This is a genomic window from Klebsiella sp. 141162, assembly GCF_050600755.1.
GTDB classification, from domain to species: domain Bacteria; phylum Pseudomonadota; class Gammaproteobacteria; order Enterobacterales; family Enterobacteriaceae; genus Klebsiella; species Klebsiella aerogenes.
The window spans coordinates 1549175-1565371 of record NZ_JAQIRI010000001.1; the positions used below are offsets into that span (position 1 = coordinate 1549175).

Annotated in this window: 18 protein-coding genes and 3 tRNA genes; 12 read left to right on the forward strand and 9 right to left on the reverse strand. The window is 53.4% G+C overall.

The features are described 5' to 3' along the window. Window positions 1-40 precede the first annotated feature (40 nt). Together gloA and rnt are read left to right on the forward strand one after the other, a co-directional pair. Window positions 41-448 (forward strand): lactoylglutathione lyase, encoded by a 408-nt coding sequence (gene gloA / locus PGR23_RS07355; RefSeq protein ID WP_045373539.1) that lies wholly within the window; start codon window positions 41-43, stop codon window positions 446-448. Window positions 449-715: 267 nt separating this feature from the next. Next, on the forward strand, window positions 716-1360 hold the full coding sequence (gene rnt, locus PGR23_RS07360) for a ribonuclease T (protein WP_045392483.1): 645 nt from the start codon (window positions 716-718) through the stop codon (window positions 1358-1360). A gap of 52 nt (window positions 1361-1412) precedes the next feature. On the opposite strand, the gene PGR23_RS07365 is transcribed toward rnt, so the two are convergent. Continuing rightward, complete coding sequence (locus tag PGR23_RS07365) at window positions 1413-1760, reverse strand: Grx4 family monothiol glutaredoxin (RefSeq protein ID WP_045392486.1); 348 nt, start codon at window positions 1758-1760, stop codon at window positions 1413-1415. 339 nt (window positions 1761-2099) lie between these two features. Here PGR23_RS07365 and PGR23_RS07370 point away from each other — a divergent pair, with 339 nt between their 5' ends. Continuing rightward, window positions 2100-2975: a C40 family peptidase gene (locus tag PGR23_RS07370; protein WP_047077701.1), complete on the forward strand. Its 876-nt coding sequence runs from the start codon at window positions 2100-2102 to the stop codon at window positions 2973-2975. Here the strand turns inward: PGR23_RS07370 and PGR23_RS07375 are convergent. Beyond that, window positions 2972-3427, reverse strand: coding sequence for a helix-turn-helix domain-containing protein (locus PGR23_RS07375; RefSeq protein WP_047077700.1), 456 nt, complete (start codon window positions 3425-3427; stop codon window positions 2972-2974). The two genes, PGR23_RS07370 and PGR23_RS07375, sit on opposite strands and share 4 nt — an antisense overlap. Before the next feature lie 478 nt (window positions 3428-3905). On the opposite strand from PGR23_RS07375, the gene sodB reads away from it, so the two are divergent. Further along, window positions 3906-4487, forward strand: coding sequence for a superoxide dismutase [Fe] (gene sodB, locus PGR23_RS07380; protein WP_015366881.1), 582 nt, complete (start codon window positions 3906-3908; stop codon window positions 4485-4487). A gap of 50 nt (window positions 4488-4537) precedes the next feature. On the opposite strand, the gene PGR23_RS07385 is transcribed toward sodB, so the two are convergent. Together PGR23_RS07385 and PGR23_RS07390 are read right to left on the reverse strand one after the other, a co-directional pair. Further along, window positions 4538-5704 carry an MFS transporter gene (locus PGR23_RS07385; RefSeq protein ID WP_015366882.1) on the reverse strand — a complete coding sequence of 389 codons (1167 nt, stop codon included), beginning with the start codon at window positions 5702-5704 and terminating at the stop codon, window positions 4538-4540. A gap of 159 nt (window positions 5705-5863) precedes the next feature. Next, window positions 5864-5953: a YnhF family membrane protein gene (locus PGR23_RS07390; RefSeq protein ID WP_032705726.1), complete on the reverse strand. Its 90-nt coding sequence runs from the start codon at window positions 5951-5953 to the stop codon at window positions 5864-5866. A gap of 295 nt (window positions 5954-6248) precedes the next feature. Between PGR23_RS07390 and purR the strand changes: the two genes are divergently transcribed. Continuing rightward, complete coding sequence (gene purR / locus PGR23_RS07395) at window positions 6249-7274, forward strand: HTH-type transcriptional repressor PurR (protein WP_015366884.1); 1026 nt, start codon at window positions 6249-6251, stop codon at window positions 7272-7274. Between the two features lie 20 nt (window positions 7275-7294). On the opposite strand, the gene punR is transcribed toward purR, so the two are convergent. After that, the gene (punR, locus tag PGR23_RS07400) at window positions 7295-8206 is read right to left on the reverse strand and encodes a DNA-binding transcriptional activator PunR (protein ID WP_047077699.1); all 912 of its coding nucleotides are present in this window, start codon (window positions 8204-8206) and stop codon (window positions 7295-7297) included. Window positions 8207-8318: 112 nt separating this feature from the next. Here punR and punC point away from each other — a divergent pair, with 112 nt between their 5' ends. After that, window positions 8319-9503 carry a purine nucleoside transporter PunC gene (gene punC / locus PGR23_RS07405; RefSeq protein WP_047042780.1) on the forward strand — a complete coding sequence of 395 codons (1185 nt, stop codon included), beginning with the start codon at window positions 8319-8321 and terminating at the stop codon, window positions 9501-9503. A 298-nt stretch (window positions 9504-9801) separates the two neighbouring features. Next, entirely contained in the window at window positions 9802-10950 is a 1149-nt protein-coding gene (cfa, locus tag PGR23_RS07410) for a cyclopropane fatty acyl phospholipid synthase (protein ID WP_045392498.1), read from the forward strand. Window positions 10951-11002: 52 nt separating this feature from the next. Here the strand turns inward: cfa and PGR23_RS07415 are convergent, their stop codons facing one another. Further along, a complete protein-coding gene (locus PGR23_RS07415; protein WP_315710227.1) occupies window positions 11003-11638 on the reverse strand; it encodes a riboflavin synthase subunit alpha in 636 nt (211 codons plus the stop codon). 230 nt (window positions 11639-11868) lie between these two features. Between PGR23_RS07415 and mdtK the strand changes: the two genes are divergently transcribed. Next, complete coding sequence (mdtK, locus tag PGR23_RS07420; protein WP_047064934.1) at window positions 11869-13242, forward strand: MdtK family multidrug efflux MATE transporter; 1374 nt, start codon at window positions 11869-11871, stop codon at window positions 13240-13242. Between the two features lie 85 nt (window positions 13243-13327). On the opposite strand, the gene PGR23_RS07425 is transcribed toward mdtK, so the two are convergent. Next, a complete protein-coding gene (locus tag PGR23_RS07425; RefSeq protein ID WP_047042772.1) occupies window positions 13328-13897 on the reverse strand; it encodes a TIGR00730 family Rossman fold protein in 570 nt (189 codons plus the stop codon). 249 nt (window positions 13898-14146) lie between these two features. On the opposite strand from PGR23_RS07425, the gene PGR23_RS07430 reads away from it, so the two are divergent. The 3 genes from PGR23_RS07430 (at window position 14147) to PGR23_RS07440 (ending at window position 14383) form a co-directional block, all read left to right on the forward strand. Beyond that, window positions 14147-14223 (forward strand) — tRNA-Val (locus PGR23_RS07430). Between the two features lie 3 nt (window positions 14224-14226). Further along, window positions 14227-14303 (forward strand) — tRNA-Val (locus tag PGR23_RS07435). 3 nt (window positions 14304-14306) lie between these two features. Beyond that, window positions 14307-14383 (forward strand) — tRNA-Val (locus PGR23_RS07440). 53 nt (window positions 14384-14436) lie between these two features. Here PGR23_RS07440 and PGR23_RS07445 read toward each other — a convergent pair. Together PGR23_RS07445 and PGR23_RS07450 are read right to left on the reverse strand one after the other, a co-directional pair. After that, window positions 14437-14754, reverse strand: coding sequence for a putative quinol monooxygenase (locus PGR23_RS07445; protein WP_045392507.1), 318 nt, complete (start codon window positions 14752-14754; stop codon window positions 14437-14439). Window positions 14755-14855: 101 nt separating this feature from the next. Next, window positions 14856-15458, reverse strand: a complete 603-nt coding sequence (locus PGR23_RS07450) for a cupin domain-containing protein (RefSeq protein ID WP_047042770.1) — start codon at window positions 15456-15458, stop codon at window positions 14856-14858. Between the two features lie 43 nt (window positions 15459-15501). Here PGR23_RS07450 and PGR23_RS07455 point away from each other — a divergent pair, with 43 nt between their 5' ends. Beyond that, a complete protein-coding gene (locus tag PGR23_RS07455; protein ID WP_045392513.1) occupies window positions 15502-16188 on the forward strand; it encodes a B3/B4 domain-containing protein in 687 nt (228 codons plus the stop codon). Window positions 16189-16197: the final 9 nt, after the last annotated feature.

Genomic DNA, 16197 nt, shown 5'->3' on the forward strand with positions numbered 1-16197 from the left:
AAGACTCTGATGTATCAAAACAAACTGCATAGGGGAAATTATGCGCTTACTTCACACCATGCTGCGCGTTGGCGACCTGCAACGTTCTATTGAGTTTTATACCAACGTGCTGGGCATGAAGCTGCTGCGTACCAGCGAAAACCCTGAGTACAAATACTCGCTGGCTTTCGTCGGCTACGGCGAAGAGAGCGATACCGCGGTTATCGAACTGACCTATAACTGGGGCGTAGATAGCTACGAGCTCGGTACCGCCTATGGCCACATTGCGCTGAGCGTCGATAACGCGGCGGAAGCCTGCGAACGTATTCGTCAGAACGGCGGCAATGTCACTCGCGAGGCAGGTCCGGTGAAAGGCGGCAGCACGGTTATCGCTTTTGTTGAAGATCCGGACGGCTACAAAATCGAGCTGATCGAAGAGAAAGATGCCGGAAAAGGTCTCGGCAACTAAGTTAATTCGGGCGCATTCGCGCCCGTCAGACTGCTGACAAAGAAGGAAAAAGCGTGGTTTTTCCTTCTTTGTGGTTATCAGCCGAAAATCAATAAATTGATTTTCCTTGTTATTTGTCCTAATGCAATCTGAATTCCCACTGATTGCATGACGTTTATCATCAATCTCATCGGGCGCGTTCGCCCCCGATGTTTTCTCCCTTCCTGCTGCAAGCCGCGGCAAAATTTGCCATAATGCGCGCTACTTTTTTCCAGCTAAGAGAATCTGATGTCCGAGAACGCTCAACTTAATGGTCTGTGCGGCCGTTTTCGCGGTTTTTACCCAGTGGTGATTGATGTTGAGACCGCCGGGTTTAATGCCAAAACCGACGCCCTGCTGGAGATCGCCGCTATTACGTTGAAGATGGATGAGCAGGGCTGGCTAATGCCGGACGAAACGCTGCATTTTCACGTGGCTCCCTTCGAAGGGGCCAACCTGCAGCCAGAAGCGCTGGCTTTCAATGGAATTAACCCAAACGATCCTGAACGCGGCGCGATAAGCGAATACGATGCGCTGCACGCTATTTTTAAGATGGTCCGCAAAGGGATGAAAGAGAGCGATTGCAGCCGGGCGATAATGGTGGCGCATAACGCGACTTTCGATCACAGCTTCACGATGGCCGCCGCCGAGCGCGCCGGGTTGAAACGCAATCCGTTCCACCCTTTCGTGACCTTCGATACCGCCGCGCTGAGCGGGCTGGCCTTAGGGCAAACCGTATTATCTAAAGCCTGCATCGCCGCAGGAATGGAGTTTGACGGCAGTAAGGCCCATTCCGCGTTGTACGATACCGAGCAAACCGCCCAGCTATTCTGCGAAATCGTCAACCGCTGGAAGCGCCTTGGCGGCTGGCCGCTAGCGCCGATCGAAGCATAAGCCATAAAAAAAGCGACTTCCGGGGAAGTCGCTTTTTCTTTGCAGCGAAGAATTACTCTGCTTTCGGCTCGTCAGCGCTGTGCTTGGCAGCCGTTTCTTTAATCAGCTGCTGCAGTTCGCCGCGCTGATACATTTCGATGATGATGTCGCAACCGCCAACCAGTTCGCCGTCAACCCACAGCTGCGGGAAGGTCGGCCAGTTAGCGTATTTCGGCAGTTCAGCGCGAATATCCGGGTTCTGCAGGATGTCTACGTAGGCAAAACGTTCGCCGCAAGCGGAAAGCGCCTGCACTGCCTGAGCGGAGAAACCGCAGCTCGGCAGCTTCGGAGAGCCTTTCATGTACAGCAGAATTGGGTTTTCAGCGATTTGACGTTGGATCGTTTCTAAAGTGGTGCTCATTGTCGTGCTTCCTTAAACATCTTTACGGCAGTAATTTGTCATTGTAGCGTCCTGGACGCAGGACCGATAATAACATTTTTTTCACTCGCCACATTTTATCTTCTGTCGTCTGAAGTTGCCTTAAAAATATCACTTTGTAACGCCGCCGCGAGGCGAATTGCGCACTTTCTGTACGGGTCGGCGATTCTCTGACTTATTTTTTTGCAATCGTTAACCAAACGACATTTTAGATACAAAAGAGTATTAACTTTCTGGCTTTTTATGCTTTAGAATCATTCCGGTTTGTCATTCACCGTCAGGCATTGGTATATGTCTGTAATTTAATCAGGGGATTGCTCAGTGGCGCGGCTCAATAAAATCGCGATATCGCTCTGTGCATTACTGTTTACATCTATCTCGCTTACGCCATTGGCGCATGCTTCAGGGCATACGCACGCTTCGGCTACGCCGAAGGCGCATCCGGCGAAAGGCTCCACCGCCGAGCGTAAGAAGAAAGCGGCACAGAATAAATCTAAATCCACCGCTAAAACTACCCGTAAAAAAACCTCAAGCGCAAAGCACCCTACCCGTACTACCGCAGCAAGCCAAACCGCACTTAATCGTCAAGCCGCCGGCGCCAGCAAAAAATGCGTGTTGCGCAAAGGTTATAAAAAGCAGTGTGCGAAAACGGTAACATCCAGCGAAGCAACGACGCTGGCGTTAAACAGCGTAAAAAGCAAATGCGTGGTGCGTAAAGGCTACAAAAAGCGCTGTAAACCTGTTGCCGATGAACCGAATCTGACGATTGCCGATGCGCACAAAGCCCGGGTGCAAAAAGCGCAAAGCACCGCGATGAATAAACTCATGGATCAGCTAGGCAAGCCTTACCGCTGGGGAGGCTCCTCTCCGCGCACCGGTTTTGACTGTAGCGGGCTGGTTTATTACGCCTATAAAGATCTGGTTAAAATTCATATTCCGCGCACCGCTAACGAAATGTATCACCTGCGCGATGCCCGCCCGGTTGACCGCGATGAACTGCAAAGTGGCGACCTGGTCTTCTTCCGCACCCGCGGACGCGGCACCGCCGACCACGTTGGCGTTTACGTTGGAAACGGAAAGTTTATCCAGTCGCCGCGTACCGGCCGTGACATCCAGATAACCTCTTTAAGCGAAGATTATTGGGTTCGCCACTACGTCGGCGCGCGCCGCGTGATGACGCCAAAAACCATTCGTTAAGAAACGCCGATCCCGGTTTGCCGCTGCGGCGGCATACCGTTCTGCTGTACATTCCCCTCCTCTTGCAGATTCAGCGGATACTGCATACGTTCCTCCAGTAGCGCGGGGTGACGGCGATAACTGGTCGGCGACATACCAAAATGACGACGGAAAGTACGGCAGAATGTCGCCTGGCCTTCAAACCCGAGCAGCAATGAGATACTCAGCGCCGAATCCTTCGTCTGTTTGAGAATGCCGGCGGCAATGGTCATTTTGCGTCGGCTCACATATGTTCCCAGCGTATAACCGGTAATTAGCGCGAACTGACGCTGAAAATACCAGTGCGAATAACCCGATTTTCGCGAGATCGCGGTAACGGGGAGCGCGGTAAAAATGTTGTCTTCGATCCATTCGATAATATCTATGACGATCGGAATGATATGTTCACTGACCATTTCATGTTTGTGCGCCATCTCTTTTCATCCATCAATTATGAGCTTTATGCTTGTTCAATAACGATTTCTTACTCCGAGGTCCGTTGCCTGCAGAGACAATTATATTTGTCATACAATTAAAATTAATCCTAATGATTATTGGGCATGAAAGTCATTCCCATTACGCATAATGCTCGCAAGCTAATGTTTTATAGCGATCTAAAAAGATAACAGGCGGTGAAGATACGAAGCGTTTTAGTCGTAGGCAGGCGCGTCGATGGGGAATTTGCGAATCATATCGCTCGCCATGCGCCAGACTGGCGAAGGCTTAATCAGTCGCGTTAGCAATGAATAACCTTTGTTGTTGTAAGTCTTTTAACTGACTTCAGCAAATGTTAACATTCTCAACACAATAACATGTAACACTCGCGACAGCGTTACACAGTAAATACTGTATTCAGGTGAATCTTCACCTAATTAATGTGATAAAAAACAAAAAGTTATAAGGAGAGTAGCAATGTCGTTCGAATTACCTGCATTACCATATGCAAAAGACGCCCTGGCGCCGCACATTTCCGCTGAAACCCTGGAATACCATTACGGTAAGCATCACCAGGCCTACGTGACCAACCTCAACAACCTGATCAAAGGCACCGCTTTTGAAGGCAAATCTCTGGAAGAGATCGTTCGCTCTTCTGAAGGCGGCGTCTTCAATAACGCAGCGCAGGTCTGGAACCACACTTTCTACTGGAACTGCCTGGCGCCGAACGCCGGCGGTGAGCCGGAAGGCGAACTGGCCGCAGCGATTAACAAATCTTTCGGTAGCTTCGCTGATTTTAAAGCGAAATTCACCGATGCCGCGGCAAAAAACTTCGGCGCAGGCTGGACCTGGCTTGTTAAAAACGCAGACGGCAGCCTGGCTATCGTCTCCACCAGCAACGCCGGCACTCCGCTGACTACCGATGCGACGCCGCTGCTGACCGTTGATGTCTGGGAACACGCCTACTACATCGACTACCGCAATGCCCGTCCTAATTATCTGGAACACTTCTGGGCGCTGGTAAACTGGAAATTTGTTGCCGCTAACCTGGCAGCATAAAAACAAAACCGCAGCAGGGTTACCCCGCTGCGGTTTTTTCTTAGTGCGACTTAGTTATTCGCTAATGCTTCTTCTGGTTGAGAACGCCCGCCAAACAGCACCACCGCCAACGCCAGCCCGGCAATAATCGCCCCCATCACCGGCACAAAAGCATACCCGAGACCGCCGGATATCACCGCGCCGCCCGCCGCCGCGCCCAACGCGTTACCGAGGTTGAAAGCGCCAATATTCACCGATGATGACAGACCCGGCGCTTCGTGCGCTACGCGCATTACCCGCATCTGCAGCGGCGGAACCACCGCGAAGGTTGCCGCGCCCCACACGACCATGCTGACGGCAGCACCCAGTTGCGATTGCGCCAGCAGCGGAATAGCCAACATGATGGCAATCAACAACAACAGGAATCCTTTCAAAGTGCCGGAGACTGAACGGTCGGCAAACTTACCGCCCAGATAGTTGCCAAGCGAGAAACCGACGCCGATTAATACCAACATGGCGGTAACAAACAGCGGTGAAGCGTTGGTGATGGTATGCAGTACCGGAGAAATGTAGGTATACAGCGTGAACATTGCCCCGGCGCCCAGCACGGTGGTCAACAGCGCAGAGAGTACCTGAGGCCGCATTAATACCGACAGCTCGCGCTTCACGTTCGGACGCTCGCCGGCGCTACCTTTCGGCAGGGAGAACCACAGGCTTACCATCGCAATTAACCCCAGACCCGCCGTGGCCAGGAACGACATTCGCCAGCCGATGGTTTCACCAAGCCAGGTGGCAGCCGGTACGCCGCCGATATTGGCAATGGTCAGCCCCATAAACATGGTCGCGACCGCGCTGGCCTGTTTGTGTTTTGGCACCACGCTTGCGGCAACGACCGAGCCAAGGCCAAAGAACGCGCCATGATTGAGGCTGGTGATAATGCGCGACAGCAGTAGCGTCGTGTAATCCGGCGCAATAGAAGAGAGCACGTTGCCGAGGGTGAAGATCCCCATCAGGAAGATCAATGCATTGCGGCGAGCGCGATGCGACAGCAGTAACGTCATTAACGGCGCGCCAACCATCACGCCAATGGCATAGGCGCTAATCAGCATCCCCGCGGCCGGAATAGAAACATCTACGCCTTTGGCGATAACCGGCAGTAATCCCATCGGGGAAAACTCGGTGGTACCGATACCAAAGGCACCGATCGCCAACGCGAGTAAGGGAAAGTTGATTTTCATTCAGAGACTCCATCAGGCCGATTCAGGACACGGCATTACATCAGAAGCCAAAAGCATGACATCAATCACAGAAAAACAGAAGTAAACGAAATGACAAAAGATTTTTGCAGATCTGCTAATAATGGCGGGATGGGAGGGGAAGCCCCCTCCCTGCTGGAATCAGTGCAGTACCGCGGTCAACGCGGCGGCGACGATCAGACCCAGAACAATAACCGTCGTTGTCAGCGAAAACTTTAAATTTGTGTCCATCAATTTTCTCCCCTGATTATCCCCACATAGAAAGTGAGCTTGCTCATTTTTGCACAAAAATATGCAAAAATCTTCCCGGATTTAGAGTGATGCACATTTTTGCTCTTCCCCTTTGCCGCGAGATAGGACAAAATCCCACGCTAATTTGAAAGCGTATCGGCCATTGACCCCTTCCTGTCGTTCTGTGTCGTTTTCCCAGGTGTTGCAATGTTGATCATTGTATACAGGGTGTGTATAGGCAAACGTTTACGTATCGATAATCAGACGATCAGGTCAAGGTCTGGAGTGAGAAGTAATGGCAACTATTAAAGATGTAGCGAAACGCGCAAACGTTTCCACTACAACTGTGTCACATGTGATTAACAAAACCCGTTTCGTTGCGGAAGAGACGCGCAATGCGGTGTGGGCGGCAATTAAAGAACTCCACTATTCGCCAAGCGCCGTGGCTCGCAGCCTGAAAGTCAATCACACTAAATCGATCGGTCTGCTGGCCACCAGTAGCGAAGCGGCCTATTTCGCTGAAATTATCGAATCCGTAGAAAAAAGCTGCTTCCAGAAAGGCTATACCCTGATTCTGGGCAACGCCTGGAACGATCCGGAAAAACAGCGCGCCTACTTGTCTATGATGGCGCAAAAGCGCGTTGACGGCCTGCTGGTGATGTGTTCCGAGTACCCGGAGTCCGTACTCAGTATGCTTGAAGAGTATCGTCATATCCCGATGGTGGTGATGGACTGGGGCGAAGCCAAAGCGGACTTTACCGACTCGGTTATCGATAATGCCTTTGAAGGCGGCTATATCGCCGGCCGTTACCTGATTGAACGCGGCCACCGCGAAATTGGCGTTATTCCGGGCCCGCTTGAGCGTAACACCGGTGCCGGACGCCTGGCAGGCTTCATGCAGGCGATGAAAGAAGCGCATATCAATGTGCCGGAAAACTGGATTGTTCAGGGCGACTTTGAACCGGAATCCGGCTACCGCGCCATGCAGCAGATCCTCAATCAGCAGCACCGCCCAACCGCCGTGTTCTGCGGCGGCGACATCATGGCGATGGGCGCTATCTGCGCCGCCGACGAAATGGGCCTGCGCGTACCGCAGGACATTTCGCTGATCGGCTATGATAACGTGCGTAACGCCCGCTACTTCAGCCCGGCGCTGACCACTATACATCAGCCAAAGGACTCGCTCGGGGAAGCGGCATTCAATATGCTGCTCGATCGCATTGTTAATAAACGTGAAGAGTCGCAGTCCATCGAGGTACATCCGCGTCTTATCGAGCGCCGCTCGGTTGCCGACGGCCCGTTCGTCGATTATCGCCGCTAACGCCCTCCCCCCGGCGCCGGTTATTCCGGCGCCCGCAACCACTCCCGATTCAACGTTTCGCTGTCGCCAAGATAGTCAAGTAGCCAGCTCAAAGCGGGTGAGGTATCGCTTTGTTGCCAGGTCAGGCAGCAGGCGGCATCCGGGAATGGGTTTTCCAGCGTCAAAGCCGTCCACTCCCCGCTATCGATATGCGGGCGGGCAAAGTGGCCAGGCACCATCCCGACGCACAATCCTGCCGAAAGACAGGTGGCTGAAGATTCCCAATCCGGCACCACCACCCGCTTCTGGTTATCCAGCAGCCAGGTTGTGCGCTTCGGCAGCGAACGTGAGGTATCTTCGCGCACCAGGGACGGCCAGTTGCGCAACACGTCATCGCTGAGCGGCCCTTCCATCTGCGCCAGCGGATGGCTGCTGGCGACGACACAGTGCCAGTTCAGCATCCCCATATCGCGGAAAGCGTAGCGCCCGCCCACCGGAATCGAACGCGTCGCGCCAATAGCTAATTCTACCCGCCCATCGGCTAACGCATCCCAGACGCCGTTGAAAACTTCCTGAAAAACGATCAGTTCGACATCGCTAAAATGGCGATAAAAATCAACGATCATCTGGCGCATCCGCGCCGGTTTAACGATATCGTCCACCGCAATCGACAGCTGGCCACGCCAGCCGTTAGCAATCTGCTGGCACTGCTGGCGGGTGATCTGCATTTTTTTGATAACAGAACGTCCTTCCTGCAAAAACCAGTGCCCGGCGGGGGTCAATTCAACATCACGATGGCGACGTTCAAAAAGCGGAACCGCAAGCCACTCCTCCAGTTGTCGCACCGTGTAGCTCACCGCCGAAGGTACACGGTGCAACTCCTGCGCCGCGGCGCTGAAACTCCCGTTACGCGCCACAGCATCAACCACTTCTAAGGAATATTCAGACCACATATTCTGCCTGCAAAATTTTTGAATGCATGTGACAAATAATAGCGTTTCACAAGGCGGATTACACTCCCTACACTCTGCGGCATCGTACCTGCATCAGTAGAAAGAGAACGTTATGCAACAACCTGGGAAAGGATTTTTAGTGTGGCTGGGCGGCCTGAGCGTGCTTGGCTTTCTGGCCACCGACATGTATCTACCGGCCTTTGCCGCCATTCAGCAAGACCTCAACACCTCTGCCGCATCGGTTAGCGCCAGCCTGAGCTTATTCCTCGCGGGCTTCGCGATCGGCCAGCTGTTCTGGGGGCCGCTGTCGGACCGCTATGGTCGGAAACCGATTCTGCTCGCCGGGCTGGCTATCTTCGCTCTTGGCTGCCTTGGGATGCTGTGGGTACGCGATGCGACGCTGATGCTGGTACTGCGTTTTGTCCAGGCGATTGGCGTATGCGCCGCCGCGGTGACCTGGCAGGCGATGGTGACCGACTACTATCCGGCCCAGCGCACCAACCGCATTTTCGCGACGATCATGCCGCTGGTCGGGCTCTCTCCGGCGCTGGCGCCGTTACTCGGCAGTTGGCTGTTAGTCCATCTGGAATGGCAGGCTATCTTCGCCACCCTGTTCGCTATCACCATACTGTTGATGCTACCGGCTTTTCGTCTGAAGGCGGTCGTCAAACCTGCTGGCGAAACCCAGCAGAAACTTACCTTTATGTCCCTGCTGCGTTCACGTGAATATAGCGGTAACGTGCTCATTTATGCGGCGTGTTCCGCCAGCTTCTTCGCCTGGCTCACCGGTTCGCCATTTATCCTCCATGAAATGGGCTATGGTCCGACGGTGATTGGTCTTAGCTACGTGCCGCAAACTATCGCCTTCCTGATCGGCGGTTACGGCTGCCGCGCGGCGCTGCAAAAATGGCAGGGTCATCAGATGCTGCCCTGGCTGCTGGTTGTTTTTTCGCTGAGCGTAGCCGCGACCTGGCTTGCCGGAATACAGGATCATCCGTCGCTGGTTGCGTTAATGGTTCCGTTTTGCATTATGGCGATTGTGAATGGCGGCATTTACCCTATCGTTGTCGCCCAGGCGCTGAAACCTTTTCCACAGGCGACCGGCCGCGCCGCCGCCCTGCAGAATACGCTGCAGCTTGGCCTGTGCTTCCTGGCAAGCCTGCTGGTCTCAAGCCTTATCGCCACTCCGCTTCTGACCACCACCAGCGTGATGCTGATTTCCATCGTCCTGGCAGGCATCGGTTTCTGGATGCAGCAACGACGCGTACAGTTAGTGAGCGAATCATCTCACGCTTGATGAATTTTTAAAGGATATCCCGGACCAGTCATTAGCCTGCTAATATATTTTTATTGAAAGGCGGTTTTTAGCGGCCTATACTGGATCCGGCATCACATAAATAGAAAGTTTTTTAGATATTAACGGGGGCAGGACGCAGCCCGTTTAACCATGGAAGGCCTTTCGGCAAGGGTTATCTCCCTTCCTCTGTTCTACGTCGGATAGCACCCTCACGATTTTTTCGTGAGATTTCTCACAAAGCCAAAAAAGCGTCTACGCTGTTTTAAGGTTCTGATCACTTGGGCGTGATGGAGAAGCTATGAGTTCATCGTGTATAGAAGAAGTAAGTGTACCAAACGATGATTGGTACCGGATTGCAGCTGAATTATTGGGCCGTGCCGGAATTGAAATCAATGGTTCCGCACCCTCCGATATCCGGGTAAAAAACCCGCTCTTTTTTAAACGCGTGTTACAGGAAGGGTCTCTCGGATTAGGCGAAAGCTATATGGACGGCTGGTGGGAATGCGAACGCCTGGATATATTCTTTCACAAGGTATTGCGCGCCGGGCTGGATAAGCAACTCCCCCGCCACTTCAAAGATACGCTACGTATCGCTGGCGCTCGTCTGTTCAATCTGCAAAGCAAAAAACGCGCCTGGATTGTTGGTAAAGAACACTACGATTTAGGCAACGACCTTTTCCACCGCATGCTCGATCCCTATATGCAATATTCCTGCGGATACTGGAAAGAGGCCGAAAATCTGGAGCAGGCGCAGCAGGATAAATTAGATCTTATTTGTCGCAAACTGCAGCTTGAGCCTGGAATGAAAGTGCTGGATATCGGTTGCGGTTGGGGTGGGTTGGCCTATTACATGGCCAAAAACTATAACGTCAGCGTGACGGGCGTGACCATTTCGGCTGAACAACAAAAAATGGCGCAAGAGCGTTGCGCGGGATTAGATGTCAATATTCTGCTGCAGGACTATCGCGATCTCCACGAAAGTTTTGACCGCATCGTCTCCGTCGGGATGTTCGAGCACGTAGGGCCTAAAAATTACGCCACTTATTTTGAAGTTGTCGATCGTAATTTAAAACCAAACGGTCGTTTTCTGCTGCACACCATTGGCTCAAAAATTACCGATCACAACGTCGACCCGTGGATTAATAAATATATATTCCCTAACGGTTGCCTGCCGTCGGTACGCCATATCGCCGATGCCAGCGAGAAGCATTTTGTGATGGAAGATTGGCATAACTTTGGCGCCGATTATGACACCACCTTGATGGCCTGGTACGAGCGTTTCCTTGCCAGTTGGCCGGATATTGCCGATAACTATTCGGACCGTTTCAAACGCATGTTTACCTATTATCTGAATGCCTGCGCCGGTGCCTTCCGCGCCCGCGATATTCAGCTCTGGCAGGTCGTCTTCTCGCGTGGTGTTGAACACGGCCTGCGCGTAGCCCGCTAGACTCGCTAAAAAAAGCCCCCGCAGAAATACGCTTCTACGGGGGCTTTTTTAATTATTCTTCCGCGCTTTTTTGCGCCGCTTCTTTTGCCGCCAGCACGCGTTCCACGGTATCCACCACCGCCTGAGTCTGCGGATCGATTTCGATATTCACTTTATCGCCGAGTTTTTTCACCCCAAGCGTCGTACGCTGTAGCGTTTCGGGGATCAGATGCACGCAGAAACGAGTCGGGGTCACCTCGCCAACCGTCAGGCTAATACCGTCCACGCCAATGAACCCTTTATACAGGATATATTTCATCAGCGCCGGGTCCTGTACCTTAAACCAAATCTGGCGATTGTTTTCCGAGGTGAGGATTTTAACGACTTCGGCGGTGGTCATAATATGGCCGGACATCAAATGGCCGCCGATTTCATCATTGAATTTCGCCGCTCGCTCAACGTTGACCATATCGCCTTCATGGATAGCGCCAAGGTTGGTGATCCGCAGCGTCTCTTTCATCAAATCAAAGCTGATTCGCGGGCCGTCAATTTCGGTAACGGTCAGGCAACAGCCATTGTGCGCCACCGAAGCACCGGTCTCCAGGCCGTCGAGCATATGCGCCGGCAGCTCCACCACGTGGGTGCGGAAATTCGGTTTCTCATCGATGGACACCACTTTCGCAGTCCCCTGTACAATACCAGTAAACATACTTTGCTCCTGTTGAGAATCGTGACGGTATCATTACCGTTATATATACGCGGAACAATAACAGTTGACCAAACAGGTTGCCAGCGCGCATCGTGCCCCCACCATTTTTTCACTGGCTTAATGGCTAATCCTCGCTACAATAGACTGGAAATTCCTCCTGTTTTTTCTTCTTGCTGCCATTTAAGGCGGCTTTTTTAGTCTCAAAATAACAACAATATAAAGGTGTTCACGTGCAGAAGTACTTTATAGAAGCGCGTCAGTTATTAGCATTGGCTATCCCGGTCATTCTGGCGCAGGTCGCCCAGACGGCGATGGGTTTTGTCGATACGGTGATGGCCGGCGGCTATAGCGCAACCGATATGGCCGCCGTGGCTATCGGCACCTCGATCTGGCTACCTGCCATCCTGTTCGGCCACGGTCTGCTGCTGGCGCTAACGCCGGTTATCGCCCAACTCAATGGCTCCGGCCGCCGCGATCGTATCGCCCAGCAGGTACGCCAGGGCTTTTGGCTGGCGGGCTTTGTCTCCGTACTGGTGATGGTGGTGCTGTGGAACGCAGGCTATATCATTAGCTCGATGCACAACATCGACCCACAGCTTGCCGACAAAGCGGTGGGGTATCTGCGTGCGCTGCTGTGGGGAGCGCCGGGATATCTGTTTTTCCAGGTCGCGCGTAACCAGTGCGAAGGGCTGGCAAAAACCAAACCCGGAATGGTGATGGGTTTTATCGGCCTGTTGGTCAACATTCCTGTGAACTACATTTTTATCTATGGTCATTTCGGCATGCCGGAGCTTGGCGGTATCGGCTGCGGGGTCGCGACCGCCTCGGTCTACTGGGTCATGTTTGCCAGCATGCTGACCTGGGTACGCCGCGCGCGCTCAATGCGCGATATCCGCTGCGCTGAGCGTTTCAGTAAACCTGATTTTTCGGTATTAAAACGGCTGGTACAGCTGGGGTTGCCAATCGCGCTGGCGCTGTTTTTTGAAGTCACGCTGTTCGCAGTTGTGGCGCTGCTGGTTTCGCCATTGGGAATTATCGATGTCGCAGGGCATCAAATCGCGCTCAACTTCAGTTCGCTGATGTTCGTTCTTCCGCTCTCGCTGGCGGCGGCGGTGACCATTCGCGTTGGCTTTCGTCTCGGCCAGGGCTCGACGCTGGATGCCCAGACCTCCGCGCGTACCGGCGTCGGCGTGGGCGTCTGCATGGCAATGATCACCGCGATTTTCACGATCCTGATGCGTAAGCAGATTGCCCTGCTGTACAACGATAACCCTGAGGTGGTGCTACTGGCCTCACAGCTGATGCTGCTGGCGGCGATTTATCAGATTTCCGACTCCATTCAGGTGATCGGCAGCGGTATTCTGCGCGGTTATAAAGATACGCGGTCGATCTTCTTTATTACCTTCACCGCTTACTGGGTACTGGGGCTGCCAAGCGGTTATCTGCTGGCGCTGACCGATATTGTGGTGCCGCGGATGGGGCCTGCGGGCTTCTGGTGCGGCTTTATCATCGGCCTGACCTCCGCTGCCATCATGATGATGCTGCGCATGCGCTTCCTGCAGCGTCAGCCGTCCAGCATTATCCTGCAGCGCGCAGCGCGCTAACCAAAAATGCTAAATAAAAGGGCAAGCCGTTGACGCGGTTTGCCCTTTTTTTGGCGTTAAATAATAAATCGACTTAAAAATAGCGCTACTTCGCAAGCCATTTGCGCTGTGGCGGCTCATAGCGGTGGAATGCGGTCAAAATCTCCTGCACATCATCGCTAAAAGTCAGCATCTCAGCATAGCGGCGGTGCATAAACCCTTCGGCGGCCATTTTTTCCGCCATCGCCTGCAGCGGATTGTAATAGCCGTTCACATTCAGAAAAGCACAGGGTTTTTCATGAATACCGAGCTGCGCCCAGGTCCACTGTTCAAAAATTTCTTCCAGCGTTCCGGCTCCGCCCGGCATGGCAATGAAGCCGTCCGCCAGCAGCGACATTTTGTTTTTACGCTCATGCATATTCTCAACGACATGCAGCTCGCTTAGTCCGCTATGCGCAATCTCACGCTCCACCAGCCCGCGCGGCATCACGCCAATGACCCGCCCGCCGTGTTCTAACGCCGCGTCTGCCACGGCGCCCATGAGTCCTACTTTACCGCCACCATACACGAGCTCCACCCCGGCTTGCGCCAGCGCCTTGCCAACCTGTTGCGCGTAAATCTGATAAATCGGGTTGTCCCCGGTAGAAGAACCACAAAAAATGCCAATTGCTTTCATTACTGCGCTCCGTCGTTTATTTGCCGCACACTCTAGCATAAAGTCGGTGAGCGTCTCCCCTGCCAATCCGGGCAGAAAAACGCAACGAAGCGGGATATTGCTGAAGAAATATCCTTTATCATCAGTAAAATATGTGCGACATGGATAAAAGTTCTGCAAACGCGTCTATTCTGCAAGAAAAGTGACGTTTGCCTCTTGCCACATGGCCTCCCTGCCGTTAATATGCGTCCCCGTTGTCACCACAACATTGCGTTCATAGCTCAGTTGGTTAGAGCACCACCTTGACATGGTGGGGGTCGTTGGTTCGAGTCCAATTGAACGCACCATTTGCGTTTATAGCTCAGTTGGTTAGAGCACCACCTTGACATGGTGGGGGTCGTTGGTTCGAGTCCAATTAAACGCACCATTTGCGTCCGTAGCTCAGTTGGTTAGAGCACCACCTTGACATGGTGGGGGTCGGTGGTTCGAGTCCACTCGGACGCACCATTTCAATCATTATTGATTTGGTGCGCACTTCTCTTTTTTCCTCTTGCTTTTATCTACAAGGCCATCAATCGCTGTACCTGAATACTCTCCAGTTTACCGTCCAGTATCGCCAGAAAATCATCATGATAGGGCATCGCAACGTGCTGTTTCAGATCGTCTTCCGAACGCCAACGCTCAATAAACACAAATGAGATCTTTCCTTGTTGGGAAAGCTGCCTGACATCAGGGATCTCCCGGCTTTCGTGCAGGTCGTATTGCAGGCACCCTGCTTCTCTGTGCGTCGGCGGCACCATGGCTAATGCCGCATTTCTGATGGTATCGATATATTCAGGATAAGGGGTCAGCGTGGCAACAATTTTGACTTCACTCATAAGGCTTCCTCTGGCTCACCGCGTTCCCCTGGATACTATCTCTATCCAGGGAGTGAGTTATTGAGCGTAGTGGTGAAGCCAGAATTACGCCAGAGTCCGCGTCAGCGCCCTTTCTCATACACCGTCATGGTAAAGACGACGGGCAACTGGCTAACATTACAATATTCATGCGGCGCATCAGTACGCGCTACCGCAGAACATCCCTCTGCCACCTGATATTGGTCATTATTCACCGTCAGGGTGAGCTGCCCCTCGGTCACGTATAGCAGTTCGTAGGTGTCGGCCGGGTGCCCCGGCGAACGGAACGATTCGCCAGGCAGCATCCGCCACTGCCAGAGCTCAAGCATATCCGGTCCGCTGGTGCCGGCCAGCAGTCTGGCGCTGCCGCCCTGCTCGCCGCGCCATAATATCGGAATTGCGTCACGGTCGATAAGATGGACCATCGGTTCACTGGCGACGTTGACAAACTCCGCCACCGACACCCCCATCGCCGCAGCGATTTTGCACAACATCGCGATACTGGGATTCGCCCGACACCCTTCGATATCCACCAGCATCCCTTTACTGACGCCTGCGCGACGGGAAAGCTCGTCGAGAGAGATCTTCTTTTCGCGTCGAAACTGCTTAATACGCCGCGATACCGCCTCATTAATGCGGCTTAGATCGTTGTTATTATCGGTCGTTATATTGACTTTGTCGTTCATCGGTCGATATTATGCTCTAAATCAGTCGTTACAGGATTATGCAATGTCTCACCCATTACCGTCAATTAGCCCACAGTTAGCCGCAATCGCCCCGGGGTTTCGGGCGCTGAGTATTACCGTCAACGCTGCGCCGCTACGTGATGCTTCTATCGGTGAAGCCGCGCTGGCCACAGCCTGTCAGGCGGTATTAGCCGGACAGCCCGCCTGGGCGGAAGATCATCTCGCGGCCTGGTCTACGGTATTCAAAGCGTTTGGCGCTAAGCCAAAACGCACGCCCTGCTCCGCGGAGGCGTTGCGTAAACGCGTACTGCGCGAGGGCGCCATGCCGGCAATTGACCCGGTCGTTGACCTCTACAATGCCGTTAGCCTGCGGTATGCCGTTCCGGTCGGGGGTGAGAACATCGCCGCCTATTGCGGCGCGCCGCGTCTGGTTATCGCCGACGGTTCTGAGCTTTTTGATACGATGAAGGAAGGCTTAGCCGCCGTTGAATCAGCGGAACCGGGAGAAGTCATTTGGCGTGACGATCGCGGCGTTACCTGCCGCCGCTGGAACTGGCGACAGGGAGTTCGCACCCGTCTGAGCGCTCGCGACCCGCAGATGTGGTTTATTCTGGAAAGCCTGCCGGAAATGCCGCTCGAAGCGCTGCATGAGGCCGGGCGGATGCTTACCGAGGGACTGGAGCAGATGATGCCCGGCCTGAGTCACCAGTCCACGTTAATCAGTCTGTAAAGGCAGGCG